Source organism: Effusibacillus pohliae DSM 22757 (assembly GCF_000376225.1).
Lineage (GTDB): Bacteria > Bacillota > Bacilli > Tumebacillales > Effusibacillaceae > Effusibacillus > Effusibacillus pohliae.
This window is the reverse complement of sequence record NZ_AQXL01000122.1, coordinates 21,856-39,202: the sequence shown is the minus strand read 5'-3', so window position 1 is coordinate 39,202 and position 17,347 is coordinate 21,856. Positions and strand designations below refer to the sequence as shown.

General features: G+C 56.0%; 20 protein-coding genes. 4 read left to right on the top strand and 16 right to left on the bottom strand.

The window, feature by feature from the left end; translation table 11 throughout:
* Positions 1–47: 47 nt before the first annotated feature.
* The 4 genes from C230_RS0110560 to C230_RS20110 form a co-directional block, all read right to left on the bottom strand.
* Complete coding sequence (locus C230_RS0110560) at positions 48–1,196, bottom strand: Ger(x)C family spore germination protein (RefSeq protein ID WP_018132007.1); 1,149 nt, start codon at positions 1,194–1,196, stop codon at positions 48–50.
* Positions 1,193–2,329, bottom strand: a complete 1,137-nt coding sequence (locus tag C230_RS0110555) for a GerAB/ArcD/ProY family transporter (RefSeq protein ID WP_018132006.1) — start codon at positions 2,327–2,329, stop codon at positions 1,193–1,195. The genes C230_RS0110560 and C230_RS0110555 overlap by 4 nt, the downstream gene beginning before the upstream one ends.
* A complete protein-coding gene (locus C230_RS0110550; protein ID WP_018132005.1) occupies positions 2,298–3,899 on the bottom strand; it encodes a spore germination protein in 1,602 nt (533 codons plus the stop codon). The genes C230_RS0110555 and C230_RS0110550 overlap by 32 nt, the downstream gene beginning before the upstream one ends.
* A gap of 141 nt (positions 3,900–4,040) precedes the next feature.
* Positions 4,041–4,334 (bottom strand): hypothetical protein, encoded by a 294-nt coding sequence (locus C230_RS20110; RefSeq protein ID WP_018132004.1) that lies wholly within the window; start codon positions 4,332–4,334, stop codon positions 4,041–4,043.
* 340 nt (positions 4,335–4,674) lie between these two features.
* On the opposite strand from C230_RS20110, the gene C230_RS0110540 reads away from it, so the two are divergent.
* Positions 4,675–4,920, top strand: a complete 246-nt coding sequence (locus tag C230_RS0110540; protein WP_018132003.1) for a DUF3243 domain-containing protein — start codon at positions 4,675–4,677, stop codon at positions 4,918–4,920.
* A gap of 72 nt (positions 4,921–4,992) precedes the next feature.
* Here the strand turns inward: C230_RS0110540 and C230_RS0110535 are convergent, their stop codons facing one another.
* The 5 genes from C230_RS0110535 to C230_RS0110515 form a co-directional block, all read right to left on the bottom strand.
* Complete coding sequence (locus tag C230_RS0110535; protein ID WP_018132002.1) at positions 4,993–5,181, bottom strand: hypothetical protein; 189 nt, start codon at positions 5,179–5,181, stop codon at positions 4,993–4,995.
* Positions 5,162–5,392 (bottom strand): hypothetical protein, encoded by a 231-nt coding sequence (locus C230_RS0110530; protein WP_156807426.1) that lies wholly within the window; start codon positions 5,390–5,392, stop codon positions 5,162–5,164. The genes C230_RS0110535 and C230_RS0110530 overlap by 20 nt, the downstream gene beginning before the upstream one ends.
* Before the next feature lie 96 nt (positions 5,393–5,488).
* A complete protein-coding gene (locus C230_RS0110525) occupies positions 5,489–6,106 on the bottom strand; it encodes an FMN-binding negative transcriptional regulator (protein ID WP_018132000.1) in 618 nt (205 codons plus the stop codon).
* Positions 6,107–6,121: 15 nt separating this feature from the next.
* Positions 6,122–6,382 carry a hypothetical protein gene (locus C230_RS20105; protein ID WP_018131999.1) on the bottom strand — a complete coding sequence of 87 codons (261 nt, stop codon included), beginning with the start codon at positions 6,380–6,382 and terminating at the stop codon, positions 6,122–6,124.
* A gap of 63 nt (positions 6,383–6,445) precedes the next feature.
* Entirely contained in the window at positions 6,446–7,357 is a 912-nt protein-coding gene (locus tag C230_RS0110515; protein ID WP_026174261.1) for a DMT family transporter, read from the bottom strand.
* Positions 7,358–7,487: 130 nt separating this feature from the next.
* Here C230_RS0110515 and C230_RS0110510 point away from each other — a divergent pair, with 130 nt between their 5' ends.
* Complete coding sequence (locus C230_RS0110510; RefSeq protein WP_018131997.1) at positions 7,488–8,936, top strand: aminotransferase-like domain-containing protein; 1,449 nt, start codon at positions 7,488–7,490, stop codon at positions 8,934–8,936.
* A 91-nt stretch (positions 8,937–9,027) separates the two neighbouring features.
* On the opposite strand, the gene C230_RS0110505 is transcribed toward C230_RS0110510, so the two are convergent.
* The 5 genes from C230_RS0110505 to C230_RS23605 form a co-directional block, all read right to left on the bottom strand.
* Entirely contained in the window at positions 9,028–9,714 is a 687-nt protein-coding gene (locus tag C230_RS0110505) for a metal-dependent hydrolase (RefSeq protein ID WP_018131996.1), read from the bottom strand.
* 28 nt (positions 9,715–9,742) lie between these two features.
* The gene (locus tag C230_RS0110500) at positions 9,743–10,891 is read right to left on the bottom strand and encodes a DUF445 family protein (RefSeq protein WP_018131995.1); all 1,149 of its coding nucleotides are present in this window, start codon (positions 10,889–10,891) and stop codon (positions 9,743–9,745) included.
* 293 nt (positions 10,892–11,184) lie between these two features.
* A complete protein-coding gene (locus tag C230_RS0110495) occupies positions 11,185–12,429 on the bottom strand; it encodes an ABC transporter permease (protein ID WP_018131994.1) in 1,245 nt (414 codons plus the stop codon).
* On the bottom strand, positions 12,423–13,136 hold the full coding sequence (locus tag C230_RS0110490) for an ABC transporter ATP-binding protein (protein ID WP_018131993.1): 714 nt from the start codon (positions 13,134–13,136) through the stop codon (positions 12,423–12,425). Before C230_RS0110490 ends, C230_RS0110495 begins: the two co-directional genes overlap by 7 nt.
* 131 nt (positions 13,137–13,267) lie before the next feature.
* Positions 13,268–13,393, bottom strand: coding sequence for a hypothetical protein (locus tag C230_RS23605; protein WP_018131992.1), 126 nt, complete (start codon positions 13,391–13,393; stop codon positions 13,268–13,270).
* Positions 13,394–13,699: 306 nt separating this feature from the next.
* Between C230_RS23605 and C230_RS0110480 the strand changes: the two genes are divergently transcribed.
* Both C230_RS0110480 and C230_RS0110475 read left to right on the top strand, forming a co-directional pair.
* Complete coding sequence (locus C230_RS0110480; RefSeq protein WP_018131991.1) at positions 13,700–14,599, top strand: DMT family transporter; 900 nt, start codon at positions 13,700–13,702, stop codon at positions 14,597–14,599.
* 61 nt (positions 14,600–14,660) lie between these two features.
* Entirely contained in the window at positions 14,661–15,455 is a 795-nt protein-coding gene (locus C230_RS0110475; RefSeq protein WP_018131990.1) for a DUF169 domain-containing protein, read from the top strand.
* A 67-nt stretch (positions 15,456–15,522) separates the two neighbouring features.
* Here the strand turns inward: C230_RS0110475 and C230_RS22990 are convergent, their stop codons facing one another.
* A complete protein-coding gene (locus C230_RS22990) occupies positions 15,523–15,678 on the bottom strand; it encodes a hypothetical protein (RefSeq protein WP_018131989.1) in 156 nt (51 codons plus the stop codon).
* A gap of 174 nt (positions 15,679–15,852) precedes the next feature.
* On the bottom strand, positions 15,853–17,331 hold the full coding sequence (locus tag C230_RS0110465) for an aldehyde dehydrogenase family protein (RefSeq protein WP_018131988.1): 1,479 nt from the start codon (positions 17,329–17,331) through the stop codon (positions 15,853–15,855).
* Positions 17,332–17,347 lie beyond the last annotated feature (16 nt).

The following is a 17,347-nucleotide window of genomic DNA, read 5'->3' as shown; positions in this document are numbered from 1 at the left end:
AAGACCGTCGAAAGCGGCGTCTCCGGCTGCGGCGGTCTTTGTTTGGATCAGCGCGGTTTGCCCATGCTCATGCCGAACCGCCGCAGGTTCACATGATACTTGACATCGATTCTGACGGTGGGAAATTCCTTGTCCCAGTCAACCTGCCGCCAGATTTCCGGATGATGCGCCCGCACCTGAAATCCCAGCCCCAGCACGTCGGAACGAACGTTGTTTTGCAAAAAATCGATCATCCCGTTCGCCCGCTGCTCGAGCACTTTTTGCGTAGCCGCCTGTACCCGGTTGATTACCGCTTCGTTGTTAAAATCGAGATTGCACTCCGATTCCTGGATATCGCCTTCCACCCGGACATGATAGGTGGCATGAATCTGGCCGTGATGTTCGATTTTGACTTTTGTCGATACGTTGCGCGGGTGAAACGTCATAAACCGGGTGGGATCATCCGGACAGGGAACCAGCACATCTCCCCCTCGCTTTGCTTCCCGCAGGTTCATCAACGCCCAGACATGCGGTTCCGTCATCTTCCCGACCATTTTGGATCCTAAAAATACGGCTGCCCCCGCCCACCTAACCCCATGATCGGTCAATTTAATGTAGTTGAGCAACGGTTGCACGGACGTATCGGACAAAGCGATAAACATTTCGCCAAGCGAAATGTCCGGAATCGTCCCCTGACGCGTTCCCGACTCGATCATCTCTTTGATGAACATCATCGGAATCTGCTCCAGCTTCGGATCGACTTCCAAAATTTTCGACGCCCTGCCCTGGACAACGATCGGCCACTGCAGACGGCGAACCTGCGGCGACCGCCGTACCACATCGATTAAATTGCTTATGTCCGTTTCTGCGACAGTTTCACTCATGACAATCACCCGGGTATGTCCGTAAAACAACTGCTGGTTCAGCCTTTTTTGGATGTTCTGCACCGCCTCGTTCAATGTTCGTCCCGATCCGGATAACACTTTGACCGCATCCTGACCTCCTTCTCCGGTGCTGCCGCCGCCGCCCGCACCGACGATTTTGATCGGAATCGGAATCTGAATGGTTACATCAACGAGCTCCGGAATTTCTTCGTTCCGGTCGATTGCAATCGCGATGACCGACGTGCGGTTCTCCAAGTCCCTGCGGTCCCAACATCCGGTCAGAAAACTGCCCGCCAGGACACATACCAGCAGAATTTTCGCACCTCGTCTCATCTTGCACTTCCCCTTTGCCAGTTCAAACTGGTGAGTCCGAGCAGGACGAGGGGAATCCCAACACCGATCAGCAGCCCCAGCCAGGAAATTTTGTCAAGAGCCGCAAACAGGTCAAACTGATTGCGGGGATGCATCGCAATCAGATACAGGACAGGAAGCAGCGGTAATGTCACATAGCTGTGTTTCCGAACGCCAAACATGTCGCAAATCAATCGCGAGGCCGCATAATACCAATTGCCAGCGGTCGTGAACACAGCTGCCACCCACACGCCGATAAACACCGCTTCCGCCCGCTCGAGAACAAGCCCGGGAACGTTCACCGTTTTCACCAGTTCCAAGAGCGGCCACGTCAGACGCTGCAACTCCTCGTGCCCGAACGCAACGATCGCTGCGATCTCGACCAGCAGATACACCAGGCCGACAAAACCGATCCCTAGCAAATTGGCCCGCATATACCGAACCTTGTCTGAATAGCAGGATGCAAACTGCAAAATAATCTCATACCCTTGATACACAAAGATCGTCTGCATCAGCGCCCGCAAGATCCCCTTTGTCTCGACCGGAACCAACGGCAGCAAGCGGGTGAAGTTGGCGTTTTGAAACGGCAGCACGCCCAAGATAAGAAGCGGCACCACCATTAAAGGAAACAAAAATTCGTTGACACGGAGGACCGTGACGTCCTTTGTGAAACACAGATAGAGAGACACCAACAGCATGCTCCCGACAATCACTTCGAGTGGCGTTTCCACCAGGACGGCCGTCACCACCACCTCTCCAAACGTGCGGGCCACCATCGCGACCGCCAACAGCCAATATGCGACATACAGCAGCAAAAACGGGATCCCCAACAGCTGCCCCAACCACGGAAACCGTCGGGAGGAGAGCGTGTCTATGACAAAGTCGGAAAACTTCTGTCCCTGCATCCGTACAAAAAGCGCCGTCAGCATCCATACCGCCGCCAACGATACAAAAAAACCGAGAAAAACCGCGATCCATCCCTGTTGAGCCGCATAAAAAGTGGTCGTTCTCGGCATCGTCAACACTCCTACGCCGATCACGGTACTGGTGATCAGCGACATCGATTGGCTGGATGTCATCCGGTCAGTTGTGATCCGAAGAGTCTGCTTTGTCATGACGCTCCCCTTTCCTGATCGTTTCAGCGCTGGCAGGAACCACCCGCTGCTCATCGGCCGGCAGCGAGGACGCGGGCCGCCTTAGCATACGATACAAAGGAGCCCGCAGAATCGTATCCTTCCATTCAGTAAAAATCCGCGGCGCCATCGGCGACAAATACGGGATGCCGAATGATTCGAGCGTGCACAAGTGAATGATGATCACGATCAAAAACAGCATAATTCCGTACAATCCCAACGTCCCGGCAAACAGCATCATCGGAAACCGCAACATGCGCAAAGAGATCGCCGCGCTGTAGCTGGGCGTGGCAAACGATCCGATCGTCGTCAAGGCGACCACGATTACCATGATCGGGCTGACAATGCCCGCCCGCACGGCCGATTCGCCAACGACCAGCGCCCCGACAATGCCGATGGTCGGACCGATCGGGCCGGGCAAGCGGACGCTCGCTTCCCGCAGGATCTCCATCGTGATTTCCATCAGCAAGGCTTCCAACACCGATGAAAACGGCACCGTCGCCCGCCCGGCCGCCATTGCGATTACCAGTTTTGACGGAATCATTTCTGGATGAAACGATGAAAAAGCGATGTACAAAGACGGCAGCAGCAGCGCCATAAACATGCTGAGCACCCGGATCATCCGGATCAGCGTTGCAATCAAAAAGCGTTCGTAGTAATCTTCCGGGCTGTTGTAAAACTGCGAAAAAGTGGCCGGCGCGATCAGCGCAAACGGCGATCCGTCAACCAAAACGGCGATCCTCCCTTCCAGCAAGGATGCGGCCACTTTGTCCGGCCGTTCCGTATTTTGAATCTGCGGGAACGGCGACCAATGGTTGTCTTCAATGAACTGCTCGATAAACCCGCTTTCCAACACAGCGTCCATTTCAATGCGGTCGATACGGGCTTTCACTTCGTGCACAATCGCATCATTCGCGATCCCATCGATATATAAAAGAGCGACATCCGTTTCGGTGCGCTCGCCGATTTTCAGATTTTGCACGCGCAACTTTGGGTCTTTCAACCGTCTCCTGACCAGCGCAGTGTTGACCCGCAGCGTTTCCGTGAACCCGTCGCGCGGTCCCCGGATGACCGATTCTGTGTCCGGTTCTTCGACTGACCGCTGTTTCCACCCCTTCGTCGAAATCGACAGCGGATGGGAGGCTCCGTCCATCAGCAACACCGTATCTCCCGACAGAACCGCTTTCACCGCCTTCTCCATATCGTCCAGCTTGCGTACTTCGCTCATCGGCAGGTAGTTAACCACATCCGTCCCGTCGATCCGCTCTCCTCCGGGCAGTGGCTGGTTGATCAGGGGACGCAGGATGAAATTGTTGACCATTTCCGTATCGACCAGCCCGTCGATATAAACGATCGCGGCCTTTCGTGATTTCTCGTGATCGATCTTAAATTCATGAAAAATCACATCGTCGCTGTTTCCCAATTCATCCTGTATCTGCTTCAAATCTTGATCAAAAACGCCGGAGAATGTTTGCCCCCGGTAGACCAAGGTCGTTTGTTCAAAGTGGTTCGCCAACACTTCTTTTTTGCGATTGATTCGTTTGCGGATCAAGCCCAACCCATCCTTTGCCAGTCTCGCAAGGAGGTCTTGTGGATAGATTGTGCATTGCGAGGAAAAATTAAACAGACGCTTCCGAGGGCCCCACCAGCCCATAAAAAATCGGGTTTGGCCAAAGTCCAAACCCAATTGCTTTTACCTCGAGAACATGCGGCGGCGCCTCCGTTCGTACTGCAGGCGGGCGGCCGTCCGGATAACTTCCCGCTCCCACTCCCGCCGGAACTGTTCCCGTCGTTTCCGCTCCTTGTCGACTCCGATCAAATAATACAGGTTGGCGCCCACCGCCAACACACCAAACAGCAGCCAGACTACGGAAAATGCCCCGGCGAGCGACCACGACAGCTTGGGCAGTTGGGGAATCGCGTAAAACAGCATCGCCAACCCCAATCCCATATACACGAATGAACGCAGTGCCTGTTTTCGCCTCATCTTTCACACCCTCCACACAATGCGTTGGAACATTGTATGAGGGAACATGGACAGGTATGACTCAGGAAACTCCGGAAAGCCGATCGATAAAGGAAACTCCGCTAAATACGCCCGTGTCCGTGCGGGCAACGCGGAGTTGATCGTCCATGATCAAAAAAAAGGTGGCCGCAGCCACTGATATAGAAAGGGGGTTATGTCGATGATGTCATTATATTGCCCATATGTTACAGGCAGGTTACGTGGTGTTTACGTATCTGTGACAATGCATAGATTTCCTGGCTGCGTGGAATAGTACTCACGTAATCTTCCCAAAATCTCAGTGCAGGAGGGATTTTTTCGCATGTCAGTCCTGGACAATTTTGACCGTTGGAAAGAATTTCTCGGTGACCGCGTCGAACAGGCGAGAGCGGCCGGCTTAACCAATGAACAAATCGAAGAAGTCGCTGTCAAAATGGGGGAGTTCCTGGCCAACAAGGTGGACCCGGAAAATCCGCAAGAGCGTCTGCTCAAGCAATTGTGGGACGCCAACCCGGATCAGAAACACAATATGGCTCGGATGATGATCAATCTGGTCACCAAGCATTGATGAGGAACGCGGAGTAGATCGTCGATGACCTCATAGCCGGCTCGCGAAAAGCCGGCTGTTTTGTTGGTTACTTTATACCATGCGTGGTTTGTCAAACTGGATTTTCATTCGGGCCACTTCCCGGATCGCACCTTTCGATTTCAATACGGACGGGCCGAACAGTGGAGGACGCTTTCCGCGGCTGACTTTTTCCGGGTTACGCGGCCGAAGCTGTTCCGCCGAATCCGTTCGAAACGTTTGTTCATTCGGTTTGTGCTTCATGTTCCTCACCCTTTTCCAGATAGAAGTTGAAGAGATCGAACAGCTGCTTGTTTTTGTGATAGATCGCCCGGATGATCACTTGCTCGTCGTACTCCTGTTTGTATTCCAGATCCACCAAAAAATGTAACGTTAAAATGTAAAGGTTCGCAATCGGCACGCACATGATATATTCTTTCTGTCCGCCCAGTTTTTCCATTGTAATTTGTTCCATGATACCATAGATCACCATCATTTTCCATGTGATGCAAAAATCATCCCGGCTTGATTTTCCCCCTGTCCCCCGTTCCCCTTCGGTTCCCGGCAGTTCCTAAGCGATTGGCAAATTCAGTTCCATCAAACGGGCGATTTCTTTTGCGTGCGGATCCTCCGTTTGCTTGAGCGCCTCAATCACCCGCCGCTGGCGTTCTATCGAATGGTTTTGGTTCAGTTTCCATTTGCCCTCGATTTTGTGGATCCGAATTTTAAATCCGACAATCGCTTGCATCATACTCTCCAGATGCGGTTCGTCCAATCGGTCGGCAAGCGCCAACGACGGCTCATAAAACCGCATCGAATCGGTCAAAATTTGTTTCAGGCTGCCCTTGTCCTGCACCAAACCAAACGTGCCGTACACGTGAACGGCTACATAGTTCCATGTGGGAACCGTGTTGGGTTCTCCATACCAAGTAGGGGAAATATACGCGTGCGGACCGTGAAACACGACCAGCACTTCCTGGTCGTGAATCGATTTCCAATGCGGATTCGCCTTCGCCAGATGGCCGACCAGGAGGCCGTCGCCGTCCGCGTCTGCCTGATACAAAAAGGGGAGATGCGTCGCAAACGGCTTTCCATCCGCCGCCGAGAACAAGATGCCGAAACTGTGCTCCCGGATAAAATCGATCAGTTTGCCCCGGTCATTTACTTCAAACGGTTTCGGAACATACATGCCGACAACCTCCCCTCATAGCGCGATCCGGCAGCTTTGCTGCCGTGACGCGACTTGTGCCCTTTGGGTACTTTCCCCCGCCTGCGGATTCCTCACGTAGAGGCCAAAACAAAGAGGGCTGTTGGCAATCGATTTTTTCACCAGCTCTTGCGGGATTCCTTTCGGCCAGTACGATTCCCGGCTTAAAAAATGCCAGATCAACTCCTCATCCAGATACAATTTGTCGGTTGAAATGACGAACTCGCCGTTTGCCCAAAAATCTGCCTTTGTTTCCATCTGTCCCTCCCTCTTTCCGGATACCGAATTGTTCCCCGATAACAACCCCACGCGAAAGAAGACTCAGCTCTTAGTGTTGAATTTTCCCAGCGGCTTGCGGGCGACCGCTGCGTTTCTCGCCAGTGCTACAACGATCACCACGATGAGACAGGCCACGATGGTGACGGGTGTGATCGCTTCGCCAAGCAACCAGGCGGCCCAAAGAATCGTCAAAAACGGCTGCAGATACTGCAGTTGGCTGACTCGCGCCACACCGCCGATCCCGAGTCTGGTATACCAAGCCACAAATGCGGCAAATTGGCTGCCGAGACTAAGATACGCAAAGCTCACCCAAGCGATCGGAGGAGCGGTCCGTACATCCGGCGTGACGGATGCGGCAACCGGCCACACCAAAAACGGAGCCGTCAGCACCAGCGCCCAGGCGATCACTTGCCAGCCGCCAAGCTCGCGGGACAGTTTGCCGCCTTCGGCGTATCCGATCGCTGCCGCCACCACCGCCCCCAGTAACGCGAGATCAGCCTGTTGCAAAGTCCCGAGCCCCCTGCTGAACGCATACCCAAGCACAGTCAGGCTGCCAGCCACGCTGGCGAACCAAAAGCGGCGGGACGGATACTCTCCGGCCCTCAATGCGGCGGCCCCTGCCGTGACCAAAGGCAGTAAAGCCAAGACGACCGCCCCGTGCGAAGCGGGCAACCGCTCCATTGCCCAGGCGGACAGCAGGGGGAAACCGACAATCACGCCCAACGCGACGATCGCGAGACTCTTGATTTGCTGCCAGGACGGCCATTTTTCCCGTCGGATCCACAAACTAGCCGCTGCCAGCACGGCCGCAGCCAATGCCCGACCGAGCGCAACCAGAGTCGGACTGAACGATTCAACCGCCAGCCGGGTGACAGGTAGCGTCAGGCTGAACCCGACCACTCCGAGGAACCCGTACAGGAACCCGACCGTATCTTGATTCCATCGCTCCCTCATGTTCTCCCCCCAATTCTTGCCGGTATCGACACCATCATAAACGGCAATCTGCAGTTTTTCCCCAGCCAATTGGAGGTTTCGTTCGCCAGCCAATTTGTGTATCGTTAAGAGTAAGAAAGAGGTGCAGCCTATGCATTGCCGTGTCGACCGGAGCAGCCGGGAGCCGATTTTCCGGCAGATTGCCCGCTACTTTGAAAATCAGATCCGCACGGGAAAATTGCCCCCCGGCGCCCCGCTCCCACCCGAGCGGAAGCTGTCGGAGGAGCTTGGCGTCAATCGCAGTACCGTTGCCGCAGCTTATGAGGAGCTTCGCGCCTCCGGTCTTGTCCAATCGGTGCAAGGCAGCGGCACCAGAGTAAGCGACGATCTTTGGGGAGTGTCGCCAAAACGCCTGCCCAACTGGCACGAGTACACCAACGGCGGCTCCTTCTTGCCCACACTGCCGCTTGTCAGGCGGATTCGGGAGGCCAGCGCCGATCCCCGGATCATCAGTTTAGCGAGAGGGCAATTGTCCCCCGATTTGCTGCCTGCAGAAACTTTGGCCAGCTTGCTGGCCGACCGGTCGCTCACCGGATCGCTCAGTTATCCGGATCCAAAAGGGGACGAATCGTTGCGGCGCACATTATCAGCCCATCTCAAGCGGCACTATGGGATCGAGGTGGACTGCGAGCAAATTTTGATCGTATCCGGCGCCCAACAAGCCCTGCATCTGCTCACCCAATGCATTCTGCGGCCGGGAGACGCAATCGCGATGGAAGGGCCTTCCTACGCCTATTCGTTGCCTTTGTTCATTTCGGCAGGCTTGCGGCTGTTCCGCATCCCGCTCGATGAGCAGGGACTCAAGCCGGACGAAGTGATGAACCTTTACCAGAAACACAAAATCCGCATGGTGTTCACCAATCCCACCTACCAGAATCCGACGGGAACCACCCTGTCGCTGGCAAGGCGCAAGCGGTTGCTGCAGATCTGCGAAGAGTTGCGGCTGCCGATTGTCGAGGATGACGCCTATGCGTCTCTCACGCTGCCCGGAGCGCCGGCTCCGCCTCCGCCGTTGATAACGCTGAATCAAGGCGGAAGTTCGGTCATCTACATCGGCAGTTTGTCGAAAACGGCGGCTCCCGGACTGCGTACCGGCTGGATCGTCGGCCCTCGCTCCGTCACGGACCGGTTGGCGGACGCCAAACAGCAGATGGATTTTGGGACCAGCGTGATCGTGCAGAAACTGGTCCAACTGTATTTGTCTTCCGGAGAATGGGAAAAGCATCTGCGGCAAATCCGGGAGCAGCTTTCAGTCCGCCGGGACGTGATGCTTGCAGCATTGCAGCAATATGTGAGGGAACAAGCCAATTGGACGGTGCCGGAGGGAAGCTATCATGTTTGGTGCAGGTTGCGGCGTGCAATCCCGGATGCGGAACTATTGGAAGCGGGGATCGAAAACGGGGTCTTGTTTATGCCGGGCAGCGTATTTGGGGCGGGGCCCGGTTTTGTCCGGTTAACGTATGCGGGACAAACCGGATCGGCCATCATCGAAGGCATCAAACGGTTCTCCGAGACGTTGCAAGCGATTCAGACACCCTAAAACAGAAGGCGGCCGCTTTTGTAGCAAAAACAGAAGCGCCCGGTGCGCATTGATACCAGGCGCTGGACCCTTCCATACTAGAAAAATATCGTTACACCTCGATCGATTCTCCCGCTTTTAACACCACACCTTCAATGCCGGCCGGTTGCAGGCGGGCGGCAAATGCGGCAGCATCCTGCTCGATCAACGGGAACGTGCTGTAATGCATGGGGATCACTTTCTTGGCGCCTACCCACTTGGCGGCGATTACCGCATCATCCAGACCCATGGTGAAGTTGTCCCCGATCGGCAGGGCGGCTACGTCGATTTTGGCGAACTCGCCGATCAGCCTCATGTCTCCGAACAGCGCCGTATCCCCCGCATGATAGAACGTTTTTCCCTGCATTGTCAGCAAAAATCCGCAAGGATTGCCGGTGTAGACGATCCCTTCCTCTTCCGCAACGACAGCCGATCCGTGGAACGCGATCGTCAGCTTGACGCGGCCAAACTCGAACTGATGGGCGCCGCCCAGGTGCATCGGATGCACAGGCGCTCCTTTTTGGCTGCAATACATCGCCAATTCGAAGGGAGCAATGATCGGTGCGTTGTTGCGTTTCGCAATCTCAATCGAGTCCCCCAGGTGGTCCGAATGTCCGTGCGTCACCAACACCGCGTCGACTTGGATCTCTTCCGGCTTGGCCACCGCCGTCGGATTGCCGGTCAGGAACGGGTCGATGATCACCGATTTGCCTCCCGCTTCCGCCAGGAAACAGGAGTGGCCGTGATAGGTAAGCCTCATTTTGAATCGCCTCCCTCGGTTTTGGTATTCAGTGCCACTTCACTATCAATAATGCCTGAATCAAGCCGATTAGTCCACCGAGCAGCGCACCCAGCCAGGTGATCATTTTCAGTTCTTTGTTGACCACATCCACGACCAGTTTTTCCAGTTTAGGGATGGGAAAACTGGCCACCTGCCGTTCGACAATCCGGCGAATCCCAAGCGACCGCAAAATCGGCCCCACCCATTGCACCGAAGACTGCTGCAGGCGCCCTAGGCAACGGTCGAGGAAGTCCACTGCCCCCAGTCGTTGTTTTTGAAACTGTTCATACACGTCCCAATCGAGAATGCACTCGGTCAAGTACCGGACCGAACCGGCGATGACCCCGGAACACAAATCGAATTGCGGCGCCGTTCCCAACTCCCGTTGACCGGCAAACTCCTGCAGCACCTCGCCTGCATTCCGGTCCAACAAAAATTGCCACTCCGCCTGCAGCTTGTCTTGCACAAACCGCAACGTGTCGGGGCTTGCCAGCCATTTTTTCAGGTGGGGAAGGATCTCGTCGACCAGCTTGTCCTCCTGCACGAACATGACCGCCATGCGGCCCAGCATCCCGCCCGCGAGCAGCCGTTCTTGAATCGTCAAGGCCATAAATTGCCGCATGTCAGGCGAGTCCACCCACTGTTTTCCCTTTTCCAGCAGCATTCCCGCCAACCGGTCGATCCGTTCGCCGATGCGTTCCCGCAACGCTGTGGGAATCAGCTCGCGCATCCGCTTCGATCCGATCAGCGGCAGCACATTCGCTTCGCAGGCTGCCCGGGCCCATTTTTCCGCTTGCTCGGTAAGTTCATCTGCTGTCTTGCCGGTGACACGGACCAGCAATGCGCGAACCGTGCGATCTTGCGCCAGGATGGTCTCCAGCCAGTTCAGAATGCGGGAGCGCATCTCCTCGATCCAATCCGGTCGGCTGAGCGACGCTACGATCCCTTCGTCAGTCAGCAGATGCTGTTCCACCACTTCGCCAAGTTTATCGGCGATTTCCGGTTGCCGCTTCGGAATCAGCCCCGGGGTCAGCGGCACCCGAACACCAAATAGGCGCCATTCGGTCCACGGGCGAAACAGCATGACAATCGCCAGCAAATTGGTGCCAAACCCGATCACCGCTCCGATCACGGTAGTAACAAGAACCACTTCCACCCGATCACCATCCTACACCGACTGGTTCATCCAATCGGAAAAACTCCGCTCAAAACACCATCCCTGCGGCGTCTACTCGTACATCCGTGTGTGCCGCAGCAAGACACAGCAGGTCTTGCGTGATTGGAAACCTGCACAGGGCCAGCTTCCATGTCCTGCACTCATTCTAGTATACCCAATCGCCCGTTCCAGCGCATTTTGTAGGAGACCGGTTTGCACCACCCAATCCGTTCCAAGCATCCGCGCCGATTCCGTCGAATCGGCTCCAATTTTGTTGCCTGGGAAATACAACATCATTGTCTGTCCCCAAGCCGTACTGACAACAGCGCGATATTTGCCGCCAGATAGCTGGCCAAACCGGCGAACGGGATTGCTCCCACGACTCCCGGCCAGGAAAAAGCATGAAACCCCGCTACCATCCCAAGCAGCACCACTCCCGGCAGGGTCAGCAGCAAAATCGACTTCCTGGCGGCGTGCCATCGATCTTGCGGTTTCCACGGAAATAACCGCAAATAGGGATGCGCTTCCGCCTCCTCCCACAGGCTTTTCGCCCAAAACGCCAGCAGCAGGGCCAATCCTGCCCCCACCAGCCACCTGCCTCCTGAAGGAACAAGCAAACTCCCAAACAAAAACAGGCTGAGCATGCGCCCGTAATTCCACAAGTGAATCCGGTTGCGCAGCACCGACTTGATTACAGCTTCCGTCAATTGGTTGACTGCCGTTCGCCGCCGAAACAGAGGTTTCGAGCTCCGGAACAAAATCGGCTTTTTGCGCTGGTCCCAGGGAGTATGTTGCGTGATGCCGGACGTGCGAAACAGCAACGCGGCATATTTCAGCCTCGCCTCCCGTTCGCGGGCCACATCGGCATAGAAACTGCCTTTGAACGCGACCCGCTTGTTCACCAGGTAGGCGAGCAGCAAGCCCAGCCCCACACAGATCCCGACCGGAACCAAAGGATCCCGCAGCAGCAACCAGCTCCCGCCGGCAAACAGCGCGGCTCCCGCACCAAACAGGAGACCCAGCCAAACGGTACGACGCCAGGAACGGTACCGAACGGACAAAAACTGTTTCAGAAACGCCAGATCAGCCTTCACCAACCAGGCCAACAACGCCCAAACAGCGGCCTGCAACAGTGACAGTTTGTAACGGAACAACAGGAACGGCGCCAATCCGGTAAAAACGAACAGCGTGCCGAACAGTTGCACGAGCAGGGAATATGCGATTCCCCGTCTGACAAGCGTGCTCACCCATGCGGTCCGCTGCAACAAAAACAGTTGATCCGCCTCTTCCAGAAACAACCGGATGGTGCCGGACCAGGCGAACAGGAACAAAAGACCCGCCACCGCCTGAACAGGCACCCGTTCCGTCCACCGCGGCAGCGACTCCCACCACGTCGCATACTGATAGACACAAAACGCCGCGAGCGGCAGGAGCACGTACAGCGCTACGGTCCAATCGACAGCCAGTTTCCAGACCTGGTAGTGAAACGCCCACTCGGCACGGAGGCGCTGCCGGAACAATCGACCGGCCGTCAGCATTCCGCCCCCTCCAGCAAGCGGTCGAAGCAATCAAACAGCGAACCGCCCGACATTCCGCACCGTTCCCTGATTTGTTCGAGATTGCCCTGCGCCACCACCCGCCCGTCCGCAAGCAGCAGAAAAGCGTCGCAGATTCGCTCCGCCGTGTCCAGTACGTGCGTCGACATCAGGACAGCCGCTCCGCGTTTTCGTTCCTCGTCCAGCAGTTGCAAAAATTCTTTTGTCGCCCGCGGATCTAGCCCGATAAACGGTTCATCCACAATATACACATCCGGTTGCAGCAGAAAGCCAATGATCAACATGATTTTCTGCTGCATGCCTTTTGAAAAGCTGGCCGGAAAGTGATGCCGCACATCCTGTAGCCGGAACCGGCCCAGCAGTTGCTCCGCTTTTTCCGCAAAATCACTGCTTTCCATTTCATGCGCCGCAGCCACCAGTTCAAGGTGCTCCCACAAAGTGAGCCTCTCGTACAGCACCGGCCGTTCCGGAATGTAGGCATAACTCCGGTTGGGCCCCGTAAACGAGACCGTCCCATCCATTTCTTTCAACAGTCCCAGTATCGCCCTGATCGTGGTGCTCTTTCCAGCCCCGTTCGGTCCGATCAGCCCCACCAGCTCGCCTGAACCGACGGAAAACCGGATATTTTGCAGCAGATCCCGTCTGTCCGGATAGCCGGCCCGCACGATGTTCACCGACAGCATTTGCATGACAGACTGTCCTCTCGTTCTGTTTTCCCCCATTCTAGCATAAAGGAGAGCCCTGCTTCACCACGCTTGCACAGGAGCGCCGCAAAACAGAAAAAACCCCGGCCGGCAGCCGAGGATCATTTATCAACCGATTATTGCCTGTCCATCTCTTCTGTCTGCAGGGCATGACGCGCGATGACGATCATTCCACAAGCAACTGTAGCTGCAAGCAGGAAAAGTGCCAGGAAGTCGGATTGCACGGAAACCCCTTCTTTCAAAATATTCCTTCTTCTATTAAATTCGTTCGTTCCATTGCCAAATTATATGGGGGTATGGCGGTCGTCAGTATTGGAAAAATGGGGTGCATGCGCAGATTTTGCGGAATCGGCCAGCAGGGTTTTGCATATCGAGAATTGAAAGTAATCTGTAACTTCTTTTCGAAAGGAGCGATCCGGCATGTATCTGACCCTGTTTGAAAACGATCAGCCCGTTCATCCCTGACCTGGGACGGGGGTGAACGCGTTTGCATCCTCCGTCTTGGGGATCCATGTCTGAATCCCAGCTCAAGAACGGAGGGCTTGTTGATGAAACATTCGATTCTGGGAGCGGTGTGTTTGGCTCTGGCCGCCAGTATCTGGGGCGGCATGTATGTGGTGAGCAAGTATGTGCTGCAATCGGTTCCGCCGTTTACGTTGCTTTGGCTTCGCTATGTGATCGCCGTTCTGGTACTGTCGGCGATCCTGTGGAAAACCGGCAGGTACCGGATCGAAAAGCGGGATTGGCTGCTGATGGCGTGGATCGGATTTGTCGGCTATTTTGTGTCGGTGGGCGCCCAATTTGTCGGAACCAAGCTGTCGGATGCCCACACGGGCGCCCTGCTGACATCCGCATCGCCCGCTTTCATTCTGCTGTTTGCGCGGTGGCTGTTGAACGAACCGATTACGCTGCGCAAATGCGTCTCGCTCGTGCTGTCCACCGCCGGTGTGATCGCCGTAATCGGTTGGAACGGTGGAAACGAAGGCAGTTTGCCGGGAAACATCTGCCTGGTCGTGGCGGCGGTCACATGGGCGCTCTTGTCCGTGTTTGCCAAACGGGCAATGGCCAGGTATCCGGCCCTGACGGTTACCACCTACGCTTTGCTGTTCGCCGTTTTTTTCACAACGCCCGCCATGCTGTTGGAAAGCGGCAAACCGGGGGTGGCGGTGCTGCTCGATCCGCTGATTGGTGCAGGCATCCTGTATCTCGGCATCGTCTCCACGGCGGGCGCGTTCCTGCTCTGGAACAAGGGCATGGAACTGATGGATGCCGGGATTGGCTCCCTGTACTTTTTCTTCCAGCCGGTGGTCGGCACGCTTTTGGGCTGGTTGCTGCTGGATGAGCGGCTGCATTGGAATTTTTTCATCGGCGGGTGCTTGATTATCGCCGGTGTGATGATCGCCACGGTGCAAACGACCGGCCGGACGTCCGTTTCCAATTTGCGGTAGCCCCTACGCCTGACGGCGGGGGCTTCTGCCCTGAAGACTTGGTAAGCAAGGGGGAATCGGCATGAACGCCCAGCAACTGAACGAAACGATTCAGAAGCATATCCGGCCGGACACGTTTCCGGTCGGCATCAAAATCGTCAAACAGCCGCACGACCTGCCGCCGAAAGTGAAACGGCCGCAGCGAGATCTGGGGATACAGATCACCATCTGCCAGGCGGTGGGATTCGCCCGCCGCTACGGCTGGACGATCGCAATGAACGGGGAAGACCTGTCCTGCCCGATTGCGCAAGTCGCGTTTGGCTATGAACCGGAACTGCCGTATTACACGGAAGGGAACCTCGTGTGCGGCATGTATACGGAAACATTGGAAGCAGGGGCGCTGACCGAGCAGGATGTTCCGAAGTTCTCACAGGAGGAAAGCGGCTTTTATGTGGCGTTCCCGTTGGAACGGGCTCCGTTTGACCCGGACGTGGTGGTCGTTTACGGCAATTCCGCCCAGGTCATGCGGCTGACGGCCGGCATGCTGTACAAGCGGGGCGGCTCGATCCCGTCCACTTTTTCCAGCCGAGCCGACTGCGCGGACATTGCGATCAAACCGTTGAAAACGGGACAGCCGCAGGTCATCTTGCCGTGCTACGGGGACCGGCTGTTTGCCCAAACGCAAGACACCGAAATGGCGTTCAGCTTTCTGTTTCGGGACGCGGAAGAGTTGGTCTACGGCCTGGATGGAACCCACAAAGGCGGGGTCCGCTATCCGATTCCCGCGTTTCTGCGTTATCAGGCCGAATTTCCAAAAACCTATCAAACATTAACCCGGCTGTTTGCGGAAGCCAAAAAAGAAGCGGAAGCTCAATAAGCCAGACAAAGACCGGCACCTTCCGTGTCGGTCTTTGTCCGCGTACATAAGCCCGCCAGCCTTCCTGCTATTCCGCCCGGTCATTCATGCAGCGTTCACATTCGTACATTACCGCTTCCCGCTGGTCATACATCTGCTCCCCGCATACGCTGCATTGTGCCGTCACCTGTGGGATGGCCGTCAGGGGTCGATAGGTCCACCCGTAGAATTCCGCGATTGACATGCGAACCGCCTCCCGTTATCTGAATGTTCTTGTGGATATTGTACTATAACAGTATGGATAAGTAAACATCTGTGTTACTACAAATTTGCACAGAAAAAAACCAGCCATTCTGCTGGTAGCCAGAATGGCTGGTGCCTTTGGTCCTTGCTTTACTGTTGTTTCTGCTCGCCCGTTTCACACGCCAAACGGATTGAGCGGTTTTTCCCCGATGTACGAGAGGACGCTTTTCGTTTCCGTGTACAGGTTGAGGGTTTCCAACGCAAGTTCCCGTCCGTAACCGGATTGCTTGTAGCCGCCGAACGGCAGGCCAGGGAACGCGGAGAACGGCGAGTTAAGCATGACGATGCCGGCCTTGACGGCAGCCGCCACCCGGTGCGCCTTGGCGAAGTCTTTCGTCCAGATCGCGGCGGCCAGACCGTAGATTGTATCGTTCGCCTGCCGGATCACATCTTTCTCGTCCGAGAATTTGATGATCACCACAACCGGCCCGAAAATCTCCTCCTGGGCCACCCGCATGTCATTCGTGACATCCGCGAGAATCGTTGGCATGTACCAGTGGCCTTTGCTGAACGCCTCGCCTTCCGGCCGCTTTCCGCCGTACAAGAGCGTCGCTCCTTCCTGCAGCCCCAGCTTCACATAGCCGTCGATCACTTCTTCCTGCTTCGCCGAAATCACCGCACCCACATGCGTATTCGGATCGAACGGATCGCCGACCCGCAGCTTTTTCGCTTTTTCCACAAACCGTTCGACGAACTGGCTGTAAATCCGTTCGTGCACAAACAGGCGGGATCTCGCTTCACAAGATTGACCCGTGTTGTAGAAAATTCCGAACAGCGACCCGTCCACCGCCGCGTCCAGATCCGCGTCGTCAAACACAATGTTCGGCGATTTGCCGCCCAGTTCCAGCGTCACCCGTTTCAACGTTTCGGACGCCCGGCGCATAATATCCTTGCCGGTGGTGGTCTCGCCGGTAAACGCCACCTTGTCGACGCCCGGGTGCTGCGCCAGGTAGGAACCGATCGTCGCGCCGCTGCCGGTGATCACGTTGACGACCCCTTCCGGCACACCCGCTTCCAGGCAGATGTCCCCCAGCACCAGCGCGGTGATCGGCGTTAGGCTGGCCGGTTTCAACACGACGGTACACCCTGCCGCCAGAGCCGGAGCGATTTTCCATGCGGCCATCATCATCGGATAGTTCCACGGAATGATTTGGGCACAAACACCAACCGGCTCGCGCAGCGTATAGTTGAAAAATCCGTTCGGCACCGGAATCGTTTCCCCGCTGAGGGTGGTGGTGGCGCCGGCATAAAATTCGAAATCCTCGATCGCCTGCATCACTTGCCCTTTCGCAGCCGAAAGCGCTTTCCCGCTGTTCAGCACTTCCAGTTCCACCAGCTTGTCAAACCGCTCCCGCATGATCTGCGCGATCCGGTTCAGAATCTGGCCGCGCCGCGACGCCGGATAGCGGCTCCATTTGCCCGTCTCAAGCGCTGCCCGGGCGGCCGCCACCGCGCGGTCGACATCTTCCTTGCTGGCCGACGCGATTTTCGCCAATGGCTCACCGGTCGCCGGATTGTATGTGACAAACGTTTCGCCCGTGTTGCTGTCGCAATGTTGCCCGTTGATCAAAAGTTGGTACGATTCTTTCAGCACCGAAGATTTCCCCTCT

Coding starts and splice junctions, on each gene's coding strand:
- C230_RS0110560 (WP_018132007.1), bottom strand. CDS start 1,196: ATGAGACGAGGTGCGAAAATTCTGCTGGTATGTGTCCTGGCGGGCAGT.
- C230_RS0110555 (WP_018132006.1), bottom strand. CDS start 2,329: ATGACAAAGCAGACTCTTCGGATCACAACTGACCGGATGACATCCAGC.
- C230_RS20110 (WP_018132004.1), bottom strand. CDS start 4,334: ATGAGGCGAAAACAGGCACTGCGTTCATTCGTGTATATGGGATTGGGG.
- C230_RS0110540 (WP_018132003.1), top strand. CDS start 4,675: ATGTCAGTCCTGGACAATTTTGACCGTTGGAAAGAATTTCTCGGTGAC.
- C230_RS0110535 (WP_018132002.1), bottom strand. CDS start 5,181: ATGAAGCACAAACCGAATGAACAAACGTTTCGAACGGATTCGGCGGAA.
- C230_RS0110530 (WP_156807426.1), bottom strand. CDS start 5,392: ATGGAACAAATTACAATGGAAAAACTGGGCGGACAGAAAGAATATATC.
- C230_RS0110525 (WP_018132000.1), bottom strand. CDS start 6,106: ATGTATGTTCCGAAACCGTTTGAAGTAAATGACCGGGGCAAACTGATC.
- C230_RS20105 (WP_018131999.1), bottom strand. CDS start 6,382: ATGGAAACAAAGGCAGATTTTTGGGCAAACGGCGAGTTCGTCATTTCA.
- C230_RS0110515 (WP_026174261.1), bottom strand. CDS start 7,357: ATGAGGGAGCGATGGAATCAAGATACGGTCGGGTTCCTGTACGGGTTC.
- C230_RS0110510 (WP_018131997.1), top strand. CDS start 7,488: ATGCATTGCCGTGTCGACCGGAGCAGCCGGGAGCCGATTTTCCGGCAG.
- C230_RS0110505 (WP_018131996.1), bottom strand. CDS start 9,714: ATGAGGCTTACCTATCACGGCCACTCCTGTTTCCTGGCGGAAGCGGGA.
- C230_RS0110495 (WP_018131994.1), bottom strand. CDS start 12,429: ATGCTGACGGCCGGTCGATTGTTCCGGCAGCGCCTCCGTGCCGAGTGG.
- C230_RS0110490 (WP_018131993.1), bottom strand. CDS start 13,136: ATGCAAATGCTGTCGGTGAACATCGTGCGGGCCGGCTATCCGGACAGA.
- C230_RS0110480 (WP_018131991.1), top strand. CDS start 13,700: ATGAAACATTCGATTCTGGGAGCGGTGTGTTTGGCTCTGGCCGCCAGT.
- C230_RS0110475 (WP_018131990.1), top strand. CDS start 14,661: ATGAACGCCCAGCAACTGAACGAAACGATTCAGAAGCATATCCGGCCG.
- C230_RS22990 (WP_018131989.1), bottom strand. CDS start 15,678: ATGTCAATCGCGGAATTCTACGGGTGGACCTATCGACCCCTGACGGCC.